This is a genomic window from Paraburkholderia sp. RL18-085-BIA-A (assembly GCF_046027075.1).
Taxonomy (GTDB): Bacteria; Pseudomonadota; Gammaproteobacteria; order Burkholderiales; family Burkholderiaceae; genus Paraburkholderia.
In genome coordinates this window covers 13,741-33,589 of the sequence record NZ_JARESU010000058.1, presented here as the reverse complement: position 1 = coordinate 33,589, position 19,849 = coordinate 13,741, and the positions used below count along the sequence as shown (strand labels likewise).

General features: G+C 61.7%; 23 protein-coding genes and 1 tRNA gene. 7 read left to right on the top strand and 17 right to left on the bottom strand.

Going from position 1 to position 19,849, the window contains the following annotated elements:
• Nucleotides 1-170 precede the first annotated feature (170 nt).
• The 3 genes from P0D89_RS30325 to P0D89_RS30315 all read right to left on the bottom strand — a co-directional run bounded on the left by P0D89_RS30325 (nucleotide 171) and on the right by P0D89_RS30315 (nucleotide 2,254).
• Nucleotides 171-653 (bottom strand): SRPBCC family protein, encoded by a 483-nt coding sequence (locus P0D89_RS30325; RefSeq protein WP_408363292.1) that lies wholly within the window; start codon nucleotides 651-653, stop codon nucleotides 171-173.
• Between the two features lie 77 nt (nucleotides 654-730).
• The gene (locus P0D89_RS30320) at nucleotides 731-1,129 is read right to left on the bottom strand and encodes an OsmC family protein (protein ID WP_408363294.1); all 399 of its coding nucleotides are present in this window, start codon (nucleotides 1,127-1,129) and stop codon (nucleotides 731-733) included.
• Nucleotides 1,130-1,375: 246 nt separating this feature from the next.
• A complete protein-coding gene (locus P0D89_RS30315) occupies nucleotides 1,376-2,254 on the bottom strand; it encodes a pirin family protein (protein WP_408363296.1) in 879 nt (292 codons plus the stop codon).
• Nucleotides 2,255-2,376: 122 nt separating this feature from the next.
• Between P0D89_RS30315 and P0D89_RS30310 the strand changes: the two genes are divergently transcribed.
• On the top strand, nucleotides 2,377-3,363 hold the full coding sequence (locus P0D89_RS30310) for a LysR family transcriptional regulator (protein ID WP_408363298.1): 987 nt from the start codon (nucleotides 2,377-2,379) through the stop codon (nucleotides 3,361-3,363).
• A 397-nt stretch (nucleotides 3,364-3,760) separates the two neighbouring features.
• On the opposite strand, the gene P0D89_RS30305 is transcribed toward P0D89_RS30310, so the two are convergent.
• The 9 genes from P0D89_RS30305 to P0D89_RS30265 all read right to left on the bottom strand — a co-directional run bounded on the left by P0D89_RS30305 (nucleotide 3,761) and on the right by P0D89_RS30265 (nucleotide 11,454).
• Nucleotides 3,761-4,180, bottom strand: a complete 420-nt coding sequence (locus P0D89_RS30305; protein WP_408363300.1) for an ExbD/TolR family protein — start codon at nucleotides 4,178-4,180, stop codon at nucleotides 3,761-3,763.
• A 16-nt stretch (nucleotides 4,181-4,196) separates the two neighbouring features.
• Nucleotides 4,197-4,928: a MotA/TolQ/ExbB proton channel family protein gene (locus P0D89_RS30300; RefSeq protein WP_408363302.1), complete on the bottom strand. Its 732-nt coding sequence runs from the start codon at nucleotides 4,926-4,928 to the stop codon at nucleotides 4,197-4,199.
• 28 nt (nucleotides 4,929-4,956) lie between these two features.
• Nucleotides 4,957-5,685: an energy transducer TonB gene (locus P0D89_RS30295; RefSeq protein ID WP_408363304.1), complete on the bottom strand. Its 729-nt coding sequence runs from the start codon at nucleotides 5,683-5,685 to the stop codon at nucleotides 4,957-4,959.
• A gap of 256 nt (nucleotides 5,686-5,941) precedes the next feature.
• Nucleotides 5,942-6,181, bottom strand: a complete 240-nt coding sequence (locus P0D89_RS30290) for a (2Fe-2S)-binding protein (RefSeq protein ID WP_408363306.1) — start codon at nucleotides 6,179-6,181, stop codon at nucleotides 5,942-5,944.
• 214 nt (nucleotides 6,182-6,395) lie between these two features.
• Nucleotides 6,396-7,283, bottom strand: a complete 888-nt coding sequence (gene murI / locus P0D89_RS30285) for a glutamate racemase (RefSeq protein ID WP_408363308.1) — start codon at nucleotides 7,281-7,283, stop codon at nucleotides 6,396-6,398.
• 162 nt (nucleotides 7,284-7,445) lie between these two features.
• Entirely contained in the window at nucleotides 7,446-7,925 is a 480-nt protein-coding gene (gene bfr, locus P0D89_RS30280; protein WP_149672699.1) for a bacterioferritin, read from the bottom strand.
• 187 nt (nucleotides 7,926-8,112) lie between these two features.
• Nucleotides 8,113-9,636: a fumarate hydratase gene (locus tag P0D89_RS30275; protein WP_408363311.1), complete on the bottom strand. Its 1,524-nt coding sequence runs from the start codon at nucleotides 9,634-9,636 to the stop codon at nucleotides 8,113-8,115.
• Between the two features lie 54 nt (nucleotides 9,637-9,690).
• Complete coding sequence (locus P0D89_RS30270) at nucleotides 9,691-10,260, bottom strand: TIGR00645 family protein (protein ID WP_408363313.1); 570 nt, start codon at nucleotides 10,258-10,260, stop codon at nucleotides 9,691-9,693.
• Nucleotides 10,261-10,560: 300 nt separating this feature from the next.
• A complete protein-coding gene (locus P0D89_RS30265; RefSeq protein ID WP_408363315.1) occupies nucleotides 10,561-11,454 on the bottom strand; it encodes a DMT family transporter in 894 nt (297 codons plus the stop codon).
• Between the two features lie 528 nt (nucleotides 11,455-11,982).
• Between P0D89_RS30265 and acs the strand changes: the two genes are divergently transcribed.
• The 6 genes from acs (at nucleotide 11,983) to P0D89_RS30235 (ending at nucleotide 18,362) form a co-directional block, all read left to right on the top strand.
• Entirely contained in the window at nucleotides 11,983-13,965 is a 1,983-nt protein-coding gene (gene acs, locus P0D89_RS30260) for an acetate--CoA ligase (RefSeq protein ID WP_408363317.1), read from the top strand.
• 148 nt (nucleotides 13,966-14,113) lie between these two features.
• Nucleotides 14,114-14,524 (top strand): DUF4212 domain-containing protein, encoded by a 411-nt coding sequence (locus tag P0D89_RS30255; RefSeq protein WP_408363319.1) that lies wholly within the window; start codon nucleotides 14,114-14,116, stop codon nucleotides 14,522-14,524.
• On the top strand, nucleotides 14,521-16,539 hold the full coding sequence (locus tag P0D89_RS30250) for a sodium:solute symporter family protein (RefSeq protein WP_408363321.1): 2,019 nt from the start codon (nucleotides 14,521-14,523) through the stop codon (nucleotides 16,537-16,539). The genes P0D89_RS30255 and P0D89_RS30250 overlap by 4 nt, the downstream gene beginning before the upstream one ends.
• Nucleotides 16,540-16,600: 61 nt before the next feature.
• Nucleotides 16,601-16,691 (top strand) — tRNA-Ser (locus P0D89_RS30245).
• A gap of 404 nt (nucleotides 16,692-17,095) precedes the next feature.
• The gene (locus tag P0D89_RS30240) at nucleotides 17,096-17,398 is read left to right on the top strand and encodes a hypothetical protein (RefSeq protein ID WP_408377616.1); all 303 of its coding nucleotides are present in this window, start codon (nucleotides 17,096-17,098) and stop codon (nucleotides 17,396-17,398) included.
• 157 nt (nucleotides 17,399-17,555) lie between these two features.
• Nucleotides 17,556-18,362, top strand: coding sequence for a DUF3800 domain-containing protein (locus tag P0D89_RS30235; protein ID WP_408363325.1), 807 nt, complete (start codon nucleotides 17,556-17,558; stop codon nucleotides 18,360-18,362).
• A 113-nt stretch (nucleotides 18,363-18,475) separates the two neighbouring features.
• Here P0D89_RS30235 and P0D89_RS30230 read toward each other — a convergent pair whose 3' ends face one another.
• From P0D89_RS30230 to P0D89_RS30210, 5 genes are all read right to left on the bottom strand, one after another.
• Nucleotides 18,476-18,679: a hypothetical protein gene (locus tag P0D89_RS30230; protein ID WP_408363327.1), complete on the bottom strand. Its 204-nt coding sequence runs from the start codon at nucleotides 18,677-18,679 to the stop codon at nucleotides 18,476-18,478.
• Between the two features lie 246 nt (nucleotides 18,680-18,925).
• Complete coding sequence (locus P0D89_RS30225) at nucleotides 18,926-19,129, bottom strand: hypothetical protein (protein ID WP_408363329.1); 204 nt, start codon at nucleotides 19,127-19,129, stop codon at nucleotides 18,926-18,928.
• Nucleotides 19,129-19,329, bottom strand: a complete 201-nt coding sequence (locus P0D89_RS30220; protein ID WP_408363331.1) for a hypothetical protein — start codon at nucleotides 19,327-19,329, stop codon at nucleotides 19,129-19,131. Before P0D89_RS30220 ends, P0D89_RS30225 begins: the two co-directional genes overlap by 1 nt.
• Nucleotides 19,326-19,538 carry a hypothetical protein gene (locus P0D89_RS30215; RefSeq protein WP_408363333.1) on the bottom strand — a complete coding sequence of 71 codons (213 nt, stop codon included), beginning with the start codon at nucleotides 19,536-19,538 and terminating at the stop codon, nucleotides 19,326-19,328. The genes P0D89_RS30220 and P0D89_RS30215 overlap by 4 nt, the downstream gene beginning before the upstream one ends.
• A 131-nt stretch (nucleotides 19,539-19,669) precedes the next feature.
• Nucleotides 19,670-19,849 carry a hypothetical protein gene (locus P0D89_RS30210; protein ID WP_408363335.1) on the bottom strand — a complete coding sequence of 60 codons (180 nt, stop codon included), beginning with the start codon at nucleotides 19,847-19,849 and terminating at the stop codon, nucleotides 19,670-19,672.

The following is a 19,849-nucleotide window of genomic DNA, read 5'->3' as shown; positions in this document are numbered from 1 at the left end:
ATGATAACTATTACCATTTACAAGGAAGAGAAATTCATCGAATTCGAGTTCTGATAGGCGAGAGGTCTTGCAACTGGAGAGCCGGACAGAACGACAGCGGCTTGCCTGGCCGCCTCGACCGGCGGCTCAGCAACGTCAACCCGGCGGCGCGGGCAGCGCCCGCGCGGGATTCAATGCAGCGAACCGGGCTCCTGCTTCGTCTGCACGAATTGGCGGATCAACCGCACTGTATCGATATCGTTCTCCCGATACGCCGACTTGACGATTTCCTGCGTCTGCACGGCGTCCTGATCGTTGGAGACAGGCAGCGTGGTCGCATACTCGAAGCGCAGGAACAGCTGCAACTCGTCGGGCTGCTCGATGGTCATCGTCAGCGAGCCGCCAACGTAGTCCGCGGTTGGCAGGATGTCGTAGCGCACGCTCTGGCTTTCCTGCAGCGTGACGCGATCGCGCACGGTGGCCTGGCCGTAGTGCAGCTCCCGTTCGAGGACATGGCCTTCGCGCGAAAGAATCGTGCAGCTGTCGAGCCCCATCACGAACAGTTGCGGCTGTTCCGCGCGCAGCACGAGCCCCTCCCACAACTGCTCGCGGGTCATCGAGTCGACAAAGGGATTCAACGGGTCGTTGATCTGGATAAGGTGTTCGAAATTCAAGACGCCAGCTTCCTATGAAAGCGTTGCAATACATACGGCCCGGTCGATTCGGGCGCGCGCTTCAAGCGGTTGCCGCATTACGCGACGGAGAGGCCGGTTCGAATCGTAATCGAATGCGTGAGGATCTTGTGGACCGGGCATGCATTGGCAATTTGCAAGAGCCGTTCCCGCTGCTCGTCGGACAGATCGCCTTCGAGCACGATCTTGCGATCGATGGTCGAACCTGCGTCGCCGGTTTCGAGCGCGAGCGTCACGTGCACGTCCGTCAAAGGCCAGCTTTTGCGCTGAGCGTACATCTTCAGCGTGATCGACGTACAGGCGCCGAGACTCGAAAGCAATAGCGAAACGGGCGTCGGGCCGCGATCGCCGCCGCCGAGCGATTCGGGTTCGTCGGCCAGCCAAGTGTGCTTGCCGTCGTCGAAAAGGACCTGGAAATTAGTCGAACCGATGTGGGCGGTGACGGTGGGTTCTGCCATGCGCGCTCCTGAACAGGACGGAAAAACGCCGCGCGTCACGGTTCATCGTGGTGAAACGGTGTGGCGCGGCATGAGCCGCTATTGTGAACGAAATTATCCGCCTTCGCGCCTCGGGCGGATGCGGGTCCAGCGTGAAAGCGGCGCGAGCGGGGCGTGGGCAGCCTGTGCGCGCCGCTCGAGGTGCGAGCCGCGGCGGTTGGGCTATGTGGGCAATCCCCAAACCGCGCCGCGCGCCGCGCCAGCCGCTTAGTGCGTGATTGCGCCCATGCGCCCAGCCTGATAGTCGATGACCGCCTGTCGGATCTCGTCTTCGGTGTTCATCACGAACGGGCCATAGCGCACCACGGGCTCCTTCAACGGTACGCCGCCCAGCAACAGCACCTCGAGCGGCTCTTCGCCGGCGGCAAGGGTGACCGCGTCGCCATCGTTCTGGAATACGACCATCTTCTGCGCGTCGATTTCCTGGCGCGCTTCGCCTTCGCCATAAAAGCCTTTACCGGACAGACTGTAGGCGAACACGCGATAGTCGGCCGGCACCGGTTGACGGATCGTCGCGCCGGGTTGCAGCGAGAAATGCTGGTACAGGATCGGCGTGCGCGTTTCGATCGCGGCCTTAACGCCGAGCGCTTCGCCGGCGATCACCTTGACGCGCACCTTACCGTCCTCGGACGTCGCCACCGGAATGCCCGATGACGGCATTTCCTGGTAGCGCGGCGCGATCATCTTGTCGCGACGCGGCAGATTCACCCACAACTGCAGGCCGTGCACGCGCCCCCCGCTGCGCACGAACGACGGGTCCGGCATTTCGCTGTGCACGACGCCCGCGCCCGCGGTCATCCATTGCACGTCGCCGGCATGCAACGTGCCGGAATGGCCCGCCGAATCCTTGTGGCCAAACTGGCCCTCCAGCACGTAGGTGACCGTCTCGAAGCCGCGATGCGGATGATCGGGCGCGCCTTTGGCCTCGCCCGGCGCGTAGTCGATCGGGCCCATTTCGTCGAGCAGCAGGAACGGATCGAAGTCCATCAGCAAGCGGGTGGGGAACGGGCGGTTGACGATAAAGCCGCCGCCTTCGGTCGTGCGAACCGCGGGGAACGTGCGTTCGATCGTGCGTGTCGTGCTCATCAATATCACCTTGGAAAATGGGGAATAGCGTCATTTTTGAAACATGGAGCTATTATAGGGACCGTTTTTCGAGGTGCCAGCCGCCGCCACGCAATGGATTGTTCTATTACTGGAACGATGGGATGAAGATCGATTCACACAACCTGAATGACCTGATGTATTTCTCACAGGTGGTCGAACATGGCGGGTTTTCCGCCGCCGAACGGGTGCTGGGCATCTCCAAGTCACGGCTGTCGCGCCGCCTGACCGAACTGGAGGCGTCGCTGGGCGTGCGTCTGCTGCAGCGTTCCACGCGCAAGCTCGCGCTGACCGAAGCCGGTCAGCTGTTCTACCAGCATTGCCAGGCGATGCTCGGCGAGGCGCAGGCGGCGGTCAACGTGGTGCAGCAACTGCGTTCGTCGCCGCGCGGCACGGTGCGCGTCAGCGTGCCGGTCACGATCTCACAGACCATTCTGTCGACGATCCTGCCGGAATTCATGCATCGCTATCCCGAGGTGCGGGTGGTGATGCGGGTAACGAATCGCGTGGTCGATCTGTTCGAGGATTCGATCGACGTCGCGCTGCGCGTGCGCTCCGATCCGCCGGAAAATGCCAACATCGTCGTGCGGCCGCTGTGGCGCACGCAGCAGATGCTGGTGGGGGCGCCGAGCCTGTTGCAGCAGAATGCACCGCCGCTACTGCCGGCCGATCTGAGCCGCTTCGAAACGCTCGACGTGCCGACCGGCGACGGCCGCCATGTCTTTAACCTGATTTCGCCCGATGGCACACGTCACTCGCACGAGCACGAGCCGCGGCTCGTTACGGCCGATCTGATGACGATTCGCGAGGCGGTGCTTGCCGGCGTCGGCATCGCCGCGTTGCCGGAAATGATGTATGGCGCCGCGCTGCGCGCGGGACAATTGTCGCCGGTGATGCCGGGGTGGACCTTGCCGACGCCGCAACTGTACGCGGTCTTCGTATCGCGCCAGGGAATGGTGCCGGCCGTGCGCGCGTTCGTCGACTATCTGGTCGAGATGCTCGATCCGGACGACGGCAAGCACATCATAGGCGAGTGTCCCGGGAGCGAGGACAAGGCCACGGCGCAAGCGTCGCTCGCGGTTGCGCCATAGCAGGGCTCATGCGCTGCGGCATCGCTTTTAGCATTTAAGCACGGCTTGTCATGAGTACTTTCAATGGCTGTTTGCTTGAATGCGCGCCCTCGCGGGCTTATAGTGAAATCCCTTCGCTAAGGAGTCTCTTATGCGGAAACTCATGGCCGCTATCATAGCGGGCCTGATAGGGCTGACCGCGCTGTCCGTGTCGATCACGGCTGTCGCATGCGGAGACACGAGCAATCAATCGTCGAACGATGGCAAATGATCCCGCCGCCCGAAGGCGCCGAGTGCGCACAAAAAAAGGCCTTCATCTGACGATGAAGGCCTTTTACTTTTTTTGGCCCTTGTTTCAAGGGATTTTGTGCGCTTTTCGGCAGGCGCTGCTTAATCCGTCGCGCTTTTGCCTGCCGCGTTATTTCGTCTTGGGCTGCGTGACGAAACCGATCTTCGTGAGGCCGCCGGCCTGCGCCGCCGACATCACTTGCGCGACTTTCTCGTACGGCACCTTGCGGTCCGCATCGAGATGCAGTTCCGGCTGCGGGTTCGCTTGCGCGGCCTCTGCAATCTTCGCGCTCAACGCTGCCTCGTCGACTTTCTTGTCATCCCACAACACGTTGCCGTCGGCGTCGATCGAGACTGTAACCTGTGCGGGCTTGGTGTCTTCCTTCTGACTGCTTGCATGCGGCAGATCGATTTTGACCGCGTGACGAATCACCGGAATCGTCACCATGAAGACGATCAGGAGAACCAACATCACGTCGACGAGCGGCGTCATGTTGATTTCGTTCATCAGGCCGTCGTCATCGTCGCCGGCGAAGGGGCTCATTGCCATCGGAGTGCCTCGTCGATCAGTTCGCGCGGGTCGCGAGACGCAGGCCGTCGCCGCGCTTGGACGACGACAGGCGGGCGCCCGTCACGAAGAATGCGTGCAAGCCATGCGCAAAGCGGCTCAGCTTGGCGACCACCGACTTGTTGGCGCGCGTCAGTGCGTTGTAGCCCAGCACCGCGGGGATCGCGACGAACAGACCGAACGCGGTCATGATCAACGCTTCGCCGACCGGGCCGGCGACCTGGTCGATCGACGACTGGCCGCTCGCGCCGATCGCCAGCAGCGCGTGATAGATGCCCCACACGGTGCCGAACAGACCGACGAACGGCGCCGTGCTGCCGATCGACGCGAGGATCGCAAGGCCGCTCTGCATGCGCGCGACGCTTTCATCCATGGTGTCTTTCAGACAACGCGTGACCCAGTCCGACACGTCCATGCGGTCATGCAGATGCGGTTGCGTCTGGTGATGGTGATCGGCCGCTTCCTGGCCCGACAGCGCGAGCGCGAGGAACGGATTGTCCTGCGGCGTCGACGAGCCTGCGCCGAGTTTCTGCACGCCGTCGGCGAGATCGTCCGAATGCCAGAACGCCTGCTCGGCATTCTTCGTGAGACGCTTCAGGCGCATCACGTTCCAGCTTTTGATGACGATCACGCTCCACGACATCACCGACATGATCAATAACGCGAGCGCGATCCCGCGCGTCACGAAATCCCCTTGCGCCCACACGTGCGCCAATCCGTAGTTTTGCATTGCAATTCCTTTTTATTTGAAATCTGCTTCAATCGGTCAGATTGAAGTCGAAAGGCTGAGCGTACGCGGCCCGAACCGGCTGGCCGTTCTCGAGATAGGGCTTGCAGGCGCTTGCGCGCACCGCGGCGAGCGCGGCGTCGTCAAGACGGCTGAAGCCGCTGCTTTTTTTCAGCTCGATGCTCTCGAGCTTGCCGCTCAGGCCGACCACGAACTTCACGTAGGCGGTGCCGGTTTCGCCGCGTCGCCTCGACAGCGACGGATAGTCGGGTTTGGCGATGTTGCACTCGATGTGCGAAACGTTTTTCGGCGCGCTGATTTCCAGCGTCTCGCGACCGATCGCGGGGGCGGCCGCAGCGGGCGGCGCCGCCGGTGCGGCGGGAGCGGGCGGCGTCGGATCAGGAGCCGCGACCGGCGTCGGCGACGGCGCGGCTGCCTGCGGCAACGGCGTAGGCGTCGGCTTGGGCGTCGGGGTCGGCTTCGGCTGGATTTTGGGCTTCGTATGAACCGGCGGCGTCGGCTTGGGCGGCGGCGGCGCGATGGATTGCATCGCGACGGGCGCGGCAAGCGGCGCCGGCGGCAGCAACTGCGCGGTCATCACGTGCGATTCGAGCGTGGCCTGCACGGGTTCATGACGCAGCGTCATGATCGCGGCAACGTGAAGCACCGCCACTGCGGCGGTCGCGGTCATCACGCGGGAATTCGTACGAGCGGGCGAAGCCGGCACGGTGCCGGCTGAAACGGTAGGCGAGGTCTGCATGCTAGCGTGGCAGCGCGCTGTCGAGGCAGCGCGTCAGACAAGACATCGTCATGTTCGGAAGATCAGCAGCGAAATAAACAAAGTAGTCACGAAACCAATCAGCAATTCCATCTCAAACTCCTTTTGACAGTTGAGCGGGTAGCTGGCTGGTACGAATACTGGCTTGCTGACGGCAGTGGGATAACGCGTGTTGCAGCGTGAAACTGCGGGGCGCTCGCCCCGAGGCACGGCTTGCGCCGCGCGGTGAAAGCAGACCTCAGGCGGCCTTGCGTTCGTAGAACGTCAGCGGTACGGCCTGGGTGTGATGCTCGACGATGCCGCAGCGGGTTGCGCATACGCCGCTTTGCATCATGACGTCACGCACGGATTCTTCGCACTTGCCGCAGCATGACGCGACGCCGAGTTCAAACTGAAGCTCGTCGAACGAGTCGATGCCATCCGCGATAGAGGAACGGATCGTGCGGTCAGAAACAGATTTGCAGACACAGACAATCATGGCAGGCGTCATGGCTAACGTTAATGCGAATTATTATCATTTTGTTTGGGTCGTTTGGCAAGTGTCCTGCATGATTTTTTGTAACAAAACCAGACTCTTAGAATGGATTCATCTATGGGCGGGCGCCGGCGCATGCGGCCGTTGTAAGCTCAAAAACCTGGAAAATGCGCAAAAACCCGTCGGCTAGCGCGCCAAAACGGCGCTCGCGCGCATTTTATGCGGCCTGGGAGTCCGAGGCTGCGGTGCGCGGCGACACAATCAGCACCCGTTCGACGGCCGCTTCGATGTGCAGCAGAGTCGCCGCAAGCTGTTGTTGATGGGTGCCGTCGCCGGTTGAATAAAAACGGGGCGGAACAGAGTTCGCGCTGTCCGGGGCGGCGCGCAGCCCGTGCTGATCCAGCACGCGCTCCAGTTGACGCGCAATGGCCACGCCCGTGTCGATCAGCGTCAGCCGGTCGCCGACGATGTCGCGGATCGCCGCATCGAGAAACGGGTAATGGGTGCAACCGAGCACCAGCGTGTCGGCGCCCGCGTCGAGCATGGGTTGCAGGTAGCCCCGCAGCAGCGCGCGCAATTCGGCCGAGCCGACATCGCAGCGCTCGACGGCCTGCACGAGGCCGTGGCCCGGCTGGCACAGAAAGCGGCAGTCGGCCGCGTAGCGTTCGAGTAGCGCCTGAAAGCGGGCGCTGCGCAAGGTCACCTGCGTGGCGAGCACGCCGGCCACGCGAGTTTTGGACTGCAACGCAGCAGGTTTGATGCCCGGCTCGACGCCCACCAGCCGAATGGGCAGCTTTTCGCGTACCAGAGCGATGGATTGCGCGGTCGCCGTGTTGCAGGCGACTACCAGCGCCTTCGCACCTTGCTTGACCAGCCATTCGCCGATGGCAAGCGTGCGGTCGGCGATGAAGTCGTCGTCGCGCTCGCCGTACGGGGCGTAAAGCGAGTCGGCGACATACACGATCGCTTCGTCGGGCAGTTGCGCACGCACCGCTCTTAACACCGACAATCCGCCCAGACCCGAATCAAAAATGCCGACCGGCGCGCGCGAAGCGGCGCCCGGGGTGAATGTCCGGACAGTCGGGGACGGCGAATGTGCAGGCATAGGCGAAGAGTGCGCAAGAAGGCACGCGCGGCGCGCCGGTCGAGGGAAACCCGGAAAAACGGGAAAGTGCGCAAGTATATCGCCCGCGCGGTTCAGGTCGTCGCGGATGCCAGTGCATCCGGACGAGCCCGTGTGGGTGCGGGCCGTTTCAGCGCCGGGCGATCAGGATTCGACCTCGCCCATTGCCGTTTGCTGATAGTTCTGGATGCCGACCTTGTCGATCAGGTCGAGCTGGGTTTCGAGCCAGTCGATGTGTTCTTCCGTGTCGTCGAGAATCTTCACGAAGATTTCGCGGGAGATGAAATCGCGAACGGATTCGCAATACACGATTGCTTCTTTGCAGGTGTTCTGCGAAATCTGTTCGAGCTTCAAATCGCATTCGAGGATTTCTTTGGTTTCCTCGCCGATCAACAGCTTGTGCAGGTCTTGCAGATTCGGCAGGCCGTCGAGCATGAAAATGCGTTCGATCAGCCAGTCGGCATGCTTCATTTCGCCGATCGACTCGTCGTATTCATGCTTGCCGAGCTTATCGAGACCCCAGTGCTTGTACATCCGGGCGTGCAGGAAGTACTGGTTGATGGCGGTCAGCTCGTTTTTCAGTTGCGAGTTCAGATACTCGATGACTTTCTTATCGCCTTGCATGGCATTTCCTTGTGTGGGAGACCTTGATTTTTCAACAACAATAAACGCCATACCTGAAAAAGCCAAGGACTCACAAGCAACTTTCGACATTGTTTCAGGTATCGCGCACCGTGCCGCCTGTAGCAATAAAAAAGCCGGGTACATACCCCGGCTTTTCGACTCACGCTACAGGCCTAATTGCGAATCGTTAAACCGTCGCAACTGGAATCTTGCCGATTTTCGCTTGCCATTCCTTCGGGCCAGTCTGGTGCACGGACGTGCCGGTCGAGTCGACCGCGACCGTCACGGGCATGTCCTGCACGTCGAACTCGTAGATTGCTTCCATGCCGAGGTCTTCGAACGCGAGCACCTTCGCGCTGCGAATCGCCTTCGACACGAGGTACGCGGCGCCGCCCACCGCCATCAGATATGCAGCCTTGTGCTTCTTGATCGCCTCGATCGCAACCGGTCCGCGCTCGGCCTTGCCGATCATCGAAATAAGACCAGTTTGGGACAGCATCGTCTCGGTGAACTTGTCCATGCGCGTCGCGGTGGTCGGGCCCGCCGGGCCGACGGCTTCATCGCGCACCGGATCGACCGGGCCGACGTAGTAGATCACGCGGTTGGTGAAGTCGACCGGCAGCTTTTCGCCCTTTGCCAGCATGTCGGCGATGCGCTTGTGAGCGGCGTCGCGGCCCGTCAACATCTTGCCCGACAGCAGGAGCGTCTGGCCCGGCTTCCAACCGGCAACTTCTTCCGGTGTCAGCGTGTTCAGGTCGACACGCTTACTGGTTTCCGTGTTCGGTTCCCACTGCACTTTCGGCCATGCGTCGAGCGATGGCGCTTCGAGCCTGGCGACGCCGGAGCCGTCCAGCGTGAAGTGCGCGTGACGCGTAGCGGCGCAGTTCGGGATGATCGCGATCGGCTTGGACGCGGCGTGCGTCGGTGCGGCCATGATCTTCACGTCGAGCACGGTGGCCAGACCGCCGAGACCTTGCGCGCCGATACCGAGCGCGTTGACCTTCTCGTGCAGTTCGACGCGCAGCTCTTCGATCCAGTCCTTCGGGCCGCGTGCGATCACGTCCTGAATGTCGATCGGGTCCATCAGCGATTCCTTCGCCATCACCATCGCTTTCTCGGCGGTGCCGCCGATGCCGATGCCGAGCATGCCCGGCGGGCACCAGCCCGCGCCCATGGTCGGCACGGTCTTCAGAATCCAGTCGACGATCGAATCCGACGGATTGAGCATCGCGAACTTCGACTTGTTCTCCGAGCCGCCGCCCTTGGCCGCGACCTGCACGTCGACCTTGTCGCCCGGGACGATCTCGTAGTGGATCACGGCCGGCGTGTTGTCCTTCGTGTTCTTGCGTGCGCCTTCCGGCGGGCTCACGATCGACGCGCGCAGCACGTTGTCCGGGTTCAGGTAACCGCGGCGCACGCCTTCGTTGATCATCTCGGTGACGCCCATCGTCGCGCCATCCCAACGCACGTCCATGCCGACCTTCACGAACACCGTGACGATGCCGGTGTCCTGGCAGATCGGGCGCTTGCCTTCCGCGCACATGCGGCTGTTGGTGAGGATCTGCGCGATCGCATCTTTCGCGGCGGGGCTCTGTTCGAGCTCGTAAGCGCGGCCCAAGGCCTGGATGTAATCGAGCGGATGGTAATAGCTGATGTACTGCAGCGAATCAGCAATACTCTGGATCAGGTCTTCCTGTTTGATGACGGTCATGGCTAGCTCAGTGGGGACAATGGCGCTTGTTGTCGGACGCGCAGCGCAGTGCGGTCAGTCGTGCGCCTTCAGGGGAGTGGAACCTTTAATGGAACCCACGGCGTGCAGTGTCGCGGGCTCTTCGAAATGCTTGGGATGCGTATGGGTGGTAAGGCGGTCGACTAGCGCCATCACCAGCGCCGACACCAGGAACGCCACGTGGATGATGACCTGCCACATGATCGTGTGGGTCGTGTTCTGGTCGGGGCTGATGAAGGTCTTCAGCAAGTGGATCGACGAGATGCTGATCAGCGCCATCGACAGTTTGACTTTGAGCACGCCGGCGTTCACGTGGTCGAGCCATTCCGGTTCGTCCGGATGACCCTCTACGCCCAGGCGCGACACGAAGGTTTCATACCCGCCGATGATCACCATGATCAGCAGGTTCGAGATCATCACCACGTCGATCAGGCCGAGCACGACCAGCATGATGTTGGTTTCGTCGAGCGTCATCGACGCCGTGACCAGGTGCCAGACTTCCTTGAGGAACAGCACCACGTAGACGGCCTGCGCGACGATCAGGCCCAGGTAGAGCGGCAATTGCAGCCAGCGGCTCATGAAGATGATGGCGGGCAGCGGACGCATCGGGCGGCGCTGACGGGCAGAGTCGGGTCGCGGAGCGGACATAGGCAAGAGTCAGATGAAACGCAGGTGACGGAACACGGACTAAACGCGGCGACCCAGGCATGCTGCGATGCGCGCGGTTCGGCTGCGCAAAGCCGCGCAAACGGGGCGCAGACGGCGCGGTGTACAGCCGGGAGAGGCCGGAAAAGCTCGCGTCAGGCGCGCTATTGTACAGCGTCGGGTGAGTTTGCTGCGGCGCGGCGGGCAGGCGGGGGGCGGCGTGGGGGCAGAGCGGGAGCGTCGGCGGCGTGAGTGATGTGCTCAGGACGCCACCGGCGGCACGCGCCTCGCTTTCAGACTTGCGAGCCCAATGCCCGCGATCACGCAGGCGAGCGCGAACCCATGCGCGAGCGTGGGCCGTTCACCGAGAAACGTGATGCCGTAGATCGCCGCCGCCACCGGCAGCACCGCGCTGAACACGCCCGCGAGACTGCCGGGCACATGGCGGATGCCCTTCATCCACAGCCAGAACGAAAAGATGCTGGCCGACAGCCCGTACCACAGCACCAGGGTCCAGACGCCGAGCGGCACCGCGCGATAGTCGAAGTGCGCGAGCGCACTCGCGCCGAGCGGCAGCATCAGCAGCAGGCCGAACAGGTGCGTGTACGCGCAGATGTCGATGGGCGCGAGCGTTTGGGTGAGACGGCGCGACAGGATGATGTAGAGCGATTCGCAGCACACTGCGCCGAGCACCATCAGATTGCCGGTGAACGACGTTTCGCCGCCCGCTTTCTGCTCCACGTGCGCGAGGTTGATGACGACCACGCCGACGATCGCCAGCGCGATCGACGCTAGCGCTCGTCCGTTCGGACGCTCCTTGAGGATCAGCCACGAGAGCAGCGCGACGACCGCGGGGATCGTGCTGGTGATCACGCCGGCCGCCACCGCGCTGGTGCGGTGCACGCCGTTGAGCATCAGCAGCGTAAACCCGAAGGTGCCGAATAACGCCTGCAGAAACAGGTTGACCCATTCGTCGCGCTTGACCCGGCGCAGCTTGGCGACGCGCAGCAAAGGCCATAGCACCGCCATCGCGATCACGAAGCGCAGCAGCGCGAACAGAGGGACGGGGACGAACTCGACGATCGATTTACCGATTCCGACATTGCTGCCGACCAGCAACATCGAGGTAATGAGAAACAGGGAGTAGCGATTCAAGCTGGAATCCGGACGGCTAGTTCAGTTAGCATTGTAAGAGGCCGGGCGAGCCAGCGTAAAGGCGCGAGGCCTGGCGCAGACAGGGCGCTCGACGCTGCAACGCATGCGCTGCGCTCATCGTATGTGGGTTCGAATACATGAACGTCGCGTAACGAGTAGCATGCCCGCTTGAGGTCGCGTAGGGTTGAGTGCGCCGCGTGTGCATTGCCTCTGCGTCGTGGCAACAAGGCAGCAACCTGGCAACAACGGGGCAGCAGCTAAGGGTTTTCGCTGGCAATCCAATGCGGCTCGCGTAAGTGCCCGGTAAGTTGCAGCGCTTATGTTTAAGCACAAGAGTGGCAGGCCCGTCGCGCGCACGCATGCTGCGGCGCGACATCGCCGCGTGATGCAGACCCACGGTCGGCGGCGCGGCGCGCGGGCCGCGAAGGTTGGAGACAGCGCCGCGCTTGCCGCGGCGTCAACAGGACATGGCGCGTCACGGGCGCGCCGGCACAGGTTTTACGTTTCATCTTCACCAAGGGGTTGTCGATGTCTGCGATTGAATCGGTTCTTCAGGAACGCCGTGTTTTCCCGCCCTCCGCTGAAGCAACGGCGGGTGCAACGATCTCCGGCATGGACGCGTACCGCGCTCTCGCCGCCGAAGCGGAGCGCGATTACGAAGGCTTCTGGGGGCGCCTCGCCCGCGAGACGCTGAGCTGGAGCAAGCCTTTCACCAAGGTGCTCGACGAATCGAACGCGCCGTTCTACACGTGGTTCGAAGACGGCCAGCTGAACGCGTCGTATAACAGCATCGACCGTCACGTCGAAGCCGGCAATGGCGAGCGCGTCGCGATCGTGTTCGAAGCCGACGACGGCACTGTCACCAACGTGACCTACCAGGATCTGCTGCAACGCGTGTCGCGCTTCGCGAATGCGTTGAAGAAGCGCGGCGTAAAGAAGGGCGACCGCGTGGTGATCTATATGCCGATGTCGATCGAAGCCATCGTCGCGATGCAGGCTTGCGCGCGGATTGGGGCCACGCATTCGGTGGTGTTCGGCGGCTTCTCGTCGAAGTCGCTCAATGAGCGGCTGGTGGACGTGGGCGCCGTCGCGCTCGTGACCTCGGACGAACAGATGCGCGGCGGCAAGGCATTGCCGCTGAAGAACATCGCCGACGAAGCGCTGGCGATGGGCGGCTGCGAAGCGGTCAAGAGCGTGATCGTCTATCGGCGCACCGGCGGCAAGGTCGCATGGAACGAAGACCGCGATCTGTGGATGCACGAGCTCTCGCAGGTCGAATCGGATCAATGCGCGCCCGAGTGGGTCGGCGCCGAGCATCCGCTGTTCATTCTCTACACGTCCGGTTCGACCGGTAAGCCGAAGGGCGTGCAGCACAGCACCGGCGGCTATTTGCTGTGGGCCGCGCAGACCATGAAGTGGACCTTCGACTGGAAGCCCACCGACGTGTTCTGGTGCACCGCCGACATCGGCTGGATCACCGGCCATAGCTACATCACGTATGGTCCGCTGACGCTTGGCGGCACGCAGGTCGTGTTCGAAGGCGTGCCGACCTATCCGAACGCCGGGCGTTTCTGGGAGATGATCGCCAAGCACAAGGTCTCGCTGTTCTACACGGCGCCCACGGCGATCCGCTCGCTGATCAAGGCCGCCGAAGCCGACCAGAAAGTGCATCCGAAGAGCTACGATCTGTCGACGCTGCGCATCATCGGCACGGTCGGCGAGCCGATCAATCCGGAAGCGTGGGTGTGGTATCACGAGAACGTCGGCGGCGGCCGTTGCCCGATCGTCGATACGTGGTGGCAAACCGAAACCGGCGGCCACATGATCACGCCGCTGCCGGGCGCCACGCCGCTCGTGCCGGGTTCATGCACGCTGCCGCTGCCCGGCATCATGGCCGCGGTCGTCGACGAAACCGGCCAGGACGTGCCGAACGGGCAGGGCGGCATTCTGGTGGTGAAGCGTCCGTGGCCGTCGATGCTGCGCAACGTGTGGGGCGACCCGGACCGCTACAAGAAAAGCTACTTCCCCGAGGAACTCGGCGGCACGCTCTATCTCGCCGGCGACGGCGCGGTGCGCGACAAGGAGACCGGCTACTTCACGATCATGGGCCGCATCGATGACGTGCTGAACGTGTCGGGTCACCGGCTCGGAACGATGGAGATCGAGTCGGCGCTGGTGTCCAATCCGCTCGTCGCCGAGGCAGCCGTGGTGGGCCGGCCCGACGCCACCACCGGCGAAGCAGTGTGCGCGTTCGTCGTACTCAAGCGCGCGCGTCCGCAAGGCGACGAGGCGGTGAAGCTCGCCAACGAACTGCGCAACTGGGTCGGCAAGGAGATCGGTCCGATCGCCAAGCCGAAGGACATCCGCTTCGGCGAGAACCTGCCGAAGACGCGTTCGGGCAAGATCATGCGCCGACTGCTGCGCTCGCTCGCGAAGGGCGAAGAGATCACTCAGGACGTGTCCACGCTGGAGAACCCGGCGATTCTCGATCAGCTCGGCGAGTCGCTCTGAGCGCCGGTTCATCTGTGTTCCTCGCAAGGGCGCATCGAACGATGTGCTCTTGATCTGACGCACAGTTCGGCCCCTTGGGCCACGCTATGAATGCCACCGCGCGGTCAATCCCGATTGCCTGCCCGGTGGCTTTTTGATACATAGGCGCATGGCCGCGCCGCACCACTCCCACGCTACGCTCAATCCAGCGCCCGAACCGCCCGCGGTCTCGGCGGCGATGGCGCTCGCGCATCGCAAGTATTGGCGTTTCAATGTCGCGCTGATCGCGACGCTGATGGCCATCGGCTTCGTCGTATCGTTCGTGTTGCCGCTGATCGCACCGGCATTGGCAGAAGTGCGCATCGGGGGCTTCAGGTTGCCGTTCTATTTCGGTGCGCAAGGCGCGATCCTGATCTACCTCGCGCTGATCGTCGTGTATATCGCGCTGATGCAGCGCGCCGACCGCCGCCTGCAACGCGCGTTCGATGCGGATGCCAGTGCAAAGGCGAATGCAGACGCCAGCGCGTACACGAATGCCGGCGTCGCTGCGCCGGCCACCCCCGGGACGCTGAGCCGATGAAGCTCACGCACCGGCTGATCCGCTCCTACGCGTTCTATACGCTCGGCTTCCTGCTGTTCATTTATGTGATGTGGCGCATCGAGCGCACGAACGGCCCTGGCGTGTGGATCGGCTACGTGTTCCTGTTCGTGCCGATCGCGGTGTATGCGGTGATCGGCGTGCTGTCACGCACGTCCGATCTGGTCGAATACTACGTAGCGGGGCGGCGCGTGCCCTCTGCGTTCAACGGCATGGCGACCGCGGCCGACTGGTTGTCGGCCGCGTCGTTCATTGGGCTGGCCGGTTCGATCTATTCGACCGGATACGACGGTCTTGCGTATCTGATGGGCTGGACCGGCGGCTATTGCCTCGTCGCGTTTCTGCTTGCACCCTACGTGCGCAAGCTCGCGCGCTACACGATTCCCGATTTTCTCGGCACGCGCTTTTCGAGCAACGCGGTGCGCGGGCTCGCGGCATTGGCCGCGATCCTGTGCTCGTTCGTCTACCTGGTCGCGCAGATCCAGGGCGTCGGCCTGATCGCGACGCGCTTTATCGGCGTGGATTTCGCCGTCGGCATTTTCTGCGGACTCGCGGGCATCCTCGTGTGCTCGTTTCTGGGCGGCATGCGCGCTGTCACGTGGACCCAGGTCGCGCAGTACATCATCCTGATCGCGGCGATCCTGATCCCGGTGTCGATGATCGCGCATAAAGACGGCCTCGGCTGGGCGCCGCAATTCAGCTACGGCCGTTTGATGGAGCGCATGGAGAGCCTCGAGAAACAAGTGCGCGACGAGCCGCTCGAGCAGACCGTGCGCGACGACTATCGACGCCGCGCCACGCTGATGCAGATGCGGCTCGACACGTTGCCGCAATCGTTCGTCGACGAAAAGCAGCGGCTCACGCAAGAGGTCGCCGATCTGCGCCGCCACAACGGCCCGCTGCGCGACATCAAGGAGCGCGAAAGGGCGCTCGAACAGTTTCCGCGCGATGCCGCCGCAGCGCAGATCGTCTGGACCCAGCGCCGCGACGAAATGCTGGCGCGCGCGGCCGCGCCGGTGCCGATGCATGAGCCGTTTCCCGCCGTCAACGATGAAGAGCGGCGCATCCATGAGCGCAATTTTCTTTCGCTGCTGCTGTGTCTGTCGCTCGGCACCGCGAGCCTGCCGCATATCCTGACGCGCTATAACACGACGACGTCGGTGGCGTCCGCGCGACGCTCGGTCGGCTGGACGCTCTTTTTCGTTGCGTTGTTCTATCTGACGGTGCCGGTGCTCGCGGTGCTGATCAAGTACGAGATTCTGAGCAACCTGGTCGGCCATCACTTTGCCGATCTGCCGCAATGGCTCACGCAGTGGCGCAAGGTGGAGCCGACCCTGATCAGTCTCGCCGATACCAACGCCGATGGGATCGTGCGTTGGAGCGAGATCCAGATGCAGCCCGATATGGTCGTGCTCGCCGCGCCGGAGATTGCGGGACTGCCGTATGTGATGTCGGGCCTGATCGCGGCCGGCGCGCTCGCCGCGGCGCTTTCGACTGCGGATGGTTTGCTGCTGACGATCGCCAACGCGTTGTCACACGACGTGTATTACCACATGGTCGATCCCAACGCGTCGAGCCAGCGGCGTGTGACGATCTCGAAGATTCTGTTGCTGGGGGTGGCGCTGTTCGCGTCGTATGTGGCGTCGCTGAATGCGGGGAATATTCTGTTTCTGGTGGGGGCGGCGTTTTCGCTGGCGGCGTCGAGTCTGTTCCCCGTGCTGGTGCTCGGCGTGTTCTGGAAGCGCACGACGCGGCTCGGCGCCGTCGCGGGCATGGTGGCGGGGCTGCTGGTGTGCATCTACTACATCGTTTCGACGTATCCGTTCTTCACGCAGATGACGGGCTTCACCGGCGCCCGCTGGTTCGGCATCGAGCCGATCAGCTCGGGCGTGTTCGGCGTGCCGGCGGGGTTTCTGGTGGCGATCGGGGTGAGTCTGATCGACCGTAAACCGGATGCTTACGCGAGGGCGCTGGTGGACTATATCCGGCATCCTTAGCCTCGTTTGCGCAAGGGGTGTGGCGCAGGGCGCGAAGTTTGCTATAATTCGGCTCCCCGCCGGAGAGATGGATGAGCGGTTTAAGTCGCACGCCTGGAAAGCGTGTATAGGTTAATAACCTATCCGGGGTTCGAATCCCCGTCTCTCCGCCAGAACGAATTTTAAATCCTTGATTTCAAAGGATTTTGATTTATCATCGATGTTTTACCCATGTGGCGAAACGCGGTGCAGTAGAAAGCCCTGTTCATTTCGGTGAGCAGGGCTTTTTCGTTTGCATGCCGGCCCGTTTGCGGTCAAGCGGTGTGCACAGGTAGCGTTGGCGCGATGAAGATACTGATGTTGAGAGTACTGAATAACCGCTGAGAGAGGTTTTATGTCTGACCCCACGCAGTATCATGTTTATCGACTAGACGATGCATATCCCGGAGTACTGGGTGAGTGCTTGGCATTTGTAACTGTCACAAAGGAGGTAGCTGGGTGGTGGGGAACCTACCATTTGCTATCCAGTGCGAGAGGGATTTCTCTGTCGCGGGGCGACGTTGAATGCGCGGCATCAATGATCTCATCGCTCCAGATCGCTGACCCCTACATGTTCGTTCTGAAGGAAACATTGAATTTCGCTCAAAGCGAAGTAGCTGATCGCTTGCGGGAAGCGTCATCTGAATGCGGGGTTGAGTCGGTATTTCGTGTGCTGCCGAAATTTTCCGAAGTAGGATTTCAAGAAGTTGCGGGCGCTTATATGCGCGGTGCATTCGCAGGAAAGTGGGGAGATTTGCGCGATGAATGTCGATCAGCGGTACTGCAATCGCAAATTCGTCAATTGTTGCAGTGGACGCCTAGCGCTCGACGCGCCGTGTGAAAATCAAATCACGTGGGCATACAGATGCAAAGTCGAAGCCCCGCCAGAAGCTGCCTCTTGTGTATAAAACTTCTGCGTGACGGCGATTGCTTGTCAGGTTGACGGCAAAACCCGAAAGGCTGATTGTTTAAGTCTGGCTATATGTCATAGTTACGGCATGCAAAAAACCGAATACCATTTTTACATGGACGACTCAGGGGCGCGCGACCCTGACCGTAGCAGAGACGCAAGCGCCAAGGGTCCGGACTGGTTCGCGCTGGGAGGTTTGCTGATCAAATCGGACGATGAAGATGCCGCTAAAGCTGCAATCAAAGCATTTCGCGAGCGCTGGACCGAGATGGCGGACGCGCCGCTGCGCTCATATGACATCCGAAACAAAACGAAGAGGTTCCGTTGGCTTGATGGATTGACGAAGGAGCGTTACAGCCAATTCATGCACGAGCTTACGACTCTAATTGTAAGCTTGCCAATTCACGTACTCGCGTGCGTTATTGATAGACCTGGCTACAACAAGCGCTATATGGAGCAGTATGGTGATCGTCGCTGGAAGCTTTGCAGGACCGCATTTACTATTGCGGTAGAGCGCGCTGCGAAGGTTGCGCTTCACGACGGCATCAGGTTGCGCGTCTACTTGGAGCGAAGCGATAAACCAACGGAGCAGCAATTTAAGGGATATTTCGATGAGATGCGCCAGCACGGGTTGCCATTTAACGCGGGCACATCTTTGAAGTATCGACCGCTGACAGTGGAACAACTGCACAGCACTTTGTTTGAGTTTCGCATCAAAACGAAAGAATCGGTTTTGATGCAGTTTGCTGACCTTGTGCTGTGGCCGGTATGCTGTGGCGGATATGATAAGGCCCATCGCGCCTACGCCGTGCTTGCAGAAGCCGGGAAGCTACTGGATATTCGGTGTACGGATGATAATGGGCTGCTCGGAACTAAATATAGCTGCTTCGAATAGTCACGCCAGAAACACAAAAGCCCGCTTTCGCGGGCTTCAGGCGGCCACCAGATCAGCTGGGGTAACCTCGTAGGCTATGCCTGACAGCGATAATACACCATTGCGAGAAAAGGTCAACAGCTTGTCAACAGTTGTTCGTGGGTGCAAAGACAGACCCCAAGACGCTCGGCATGTTTTTCAATGGCCGACGCGATTTCCTCTGTCAGTTGATCGGCCGATTCATCGGGGTGCGCCGCCAGCACGCGTAGATCATCGTGGATCGCTTGCGCGTGCGCGCGGGCGAGGTTCGATGCAAGAATTTCGATGTGATTGTTCATCTAGGTATCGATGGTAGTGGTTCGTTTAAACGGCTGCGTGACTGCCAGCCATGTTTGCCAAAACGGATTCGCCAGCTGCCCGCATAGCAGCCGCAGCCAATGCGAGGGCTTCGCTACGCCGCCGCTCAGGATCGTCTCCAGGCATTCGCGGGCCTAAAATCAACTCCACCGCGCGGTCGAACGGGTCGCCTGCATTGATGTTGCGGGTAACGTCGCGGCCCCTGGGCGCTCCATGAACACGTATTGTCATTTCGAGGCGCCTCCAGTCGTTGGCGGCGTCACGTCACGAAAAGCATAGGCAACACCCTTCCAGGACTTCATCGCGTTACGCAGTCGGCCCGCAGCGGCGTTGAGATCGGCCGATATGCTTGCGTCATGCGATAGAGCGTCGGCCGTGGAAATCATCGCGACGCACAGCACAAAAAGATTGTTGCTATCAACGTTCGCCATCACTCGCCCCGTACCTGTCGGATGATTGGGCCATTGGGATCGATACGGCGCGCACCTTTTGGCGCCGGATGGCGGCGCTTGCCCTTGCCGTATCTGCGCTTACTGGGGGCCGTCGCTGTGGGCATCGACTTCGGTTCGGGTGCGGGCGGCAGTACAGCTTCGACGCGGCGTTTAAACAGCGTCGCAAGAAGTGATTTCATGGTGCGGAGGCCTCCAGGCGTTGAGCGGACGCAAGCGCAACGGCGGTGCATTCCAGCTGCGCGACGACGCGACGAATGTCGGTCACCGCGTGCGTTACGGCTGGCGCGTTGATGTTGCCGGCAGCGGCCAGCAATGAGCGATAGCGCGCGAGCGTCGCGCTGGCTTCGCCAACCTGGTCGGCCGCTTCGATAAGTGTGGTTCGGCTCATATGATTTCGTAGTAGTACCTGGCATTTCCGGCCCCAGGATGGCGAAGGGTGTGGCCCGTTGTAGACCACGGTGGGCCAGGCCGTGGCCGCGTCCTTTCCGAGCTGGTAACGCGGCTGACCAGTCCTGCTATTTACCCGGCAGGCGCGGTTTGAAATTTGTTTTGCTGCGGCGCTTCGAGAGCGCGGTTAATCAGGCCAGTCAGGATTTGCGACGTGGAGAACCGCATGCCCAGCGTCTGCTCCATGCGAACGCGCTCGGCTTCCACGCGCTCAACAACATCGGTCGGCGTGCTGAAAGTGATTTGTGCCAT

Bases quoted from the DNA above. Each gene is read 5' to 3' on its own strand.
- P0D89_RS30320 (WP_408363294.1), bottom strand. From the start codon at position 1,129: ATGGCAGAACCCACCGTCACCGCCCACATCGGTTCGACTAATTTCCAG.
- P0D89_RS30315 (WP_408363296.1), bottom strand. From the start codon at position 2,254: ATGAGCACGACACGCACGATCGAACGCACGTTCCCCGCGGTTCGCACG.
- P0D89_RS30310 (WP_408363298.1), top strand. From the start codon at position 2,377: ATGAAGATCGATTCACACAACCTGAATGACCTGATGTATTTCTCACAG.
- P0D89_RS30305 (WP_408363300.1), bottom strand. From the start codon at position 4,180: ATGGCAATGAGCCCCTTCGCCGGCGACGATGACGACGGCCTGATGAAC.
- P0D89_RS30300 (WP_408363302.1), bottom strand. From the start codon at position 4,928: ATGCAAAACTACGGATTGGCGCACGTGTGGGCGCAAGGGGATTTCGTG.
- P0D89_RS30295 (WP_408363304.1), bottom strand. From the start codon at position 5,685: ATGCAGACCTCGCCTACCGTTTCAGCCGGCACCGTGCCGGCTTCGCCC.
- P0D89_RS30290 (WP_408363306.1), bottom strand. From the start codon at position 6,181: ATGATTGTCTGTGTCTGCAAATCTGTTTCTGACCGCACGATCCGTTCC.
- murI (WP_408363308.1), bottom strand. From the start codon at position 7,283: ATGCCTGCACATTCGCCGTCCCCGACTGTCCGGACATTCACCCCGGGC.
- bfr (WP_149672699.1), bottom strand. From the start codon at position 7,925: ATGCAAGGCGATAAGAAAGTCATCGAGTATCTGAACTCGCAACTGAAA.
- P0D89_RS30275 (WP_408363311.1), bottom strand. From the start codon at position 9,636: ATGACCGTCATCAAACAGGAAGACCTGATCCAGAGTATTGCTGATTCG.
- P0D89_RS30270 (WP_408363313.1), bottom strand. From the start codon at position 10,260: ATGCGTCCGCTGCCCGCCATCATCTTCATGAGCCGCTGGCTGCAATTG.
- acs (WP_408363317.1), top strand. From the start codon at position 11,983: ATGTCTGCGATTGAATCGGTTCTTCAGGAACGCCGTGTTTTCCCGCCC.
- P0D89_RS30255 (WP_408363319.1), top strand. From the start codon at position 14,114: ATGGCCGCGCCGCACCACTCCCACGCTACGCTCAATCCAGCGCCCGAA.
- P0D89_RS30250 (WP_408363321.1), top strand. From the start codon at position 14,521: ATGAAGCTCACGCACCGGCTGATCCGCTCCTACGCGTTCTATACGCTC.
- P0D89_RS30240 (WP_408377616.1), top strand. From the start codon at position 17,096: ATGATCTCATCGCTCCAGATCGCTGACCCCTACATGTTCGTTCTGAAG.
- P0D89_RS30235 (WP_408363325.1), top strand. From the start codon at position 17,556: ATGCAAAAAACCGAATACCATTTTTACATGGACGACTCAGGGGCGCGC.
- P0D89_RS30230 (WP_408363327.1), bottom strand. From the start codon at position 18,679: ATGAACAATCACATCGAAATTCTTGCATCGAACCTCGCCCGCGCGCAC.
- P0D89_RS30225 (WP_408363329.1), bottom strand. From the start codon at position 19,129: ATGGCGAACGTTGATAGCAACAATCTTTTTGTGCTGTGCGTCGCGATG.
- P0D89_RS30220 (WP_408363331.1), bottom strand. From the start codon at position 19,329: ATGAAATCACTTCTTGCGACGCTGTTTAAACGCCGCGTCGAAGCTGTA.
- P0D89_RS30215 (WP_408363333.1), bottom strand. From the start codon at position 19,538: ATGAGCCGAACCACACTTATCGAAGCGGCCGACCAGGTTGGCGAAGCC.
- P0D89_RS30210 (WP_408363335.1), bottom strand. From the start codon at position 19,849: ATGGCACAAATCACTTTCAGCACGCCGACCGATGTTGTTGAGCGCGTG.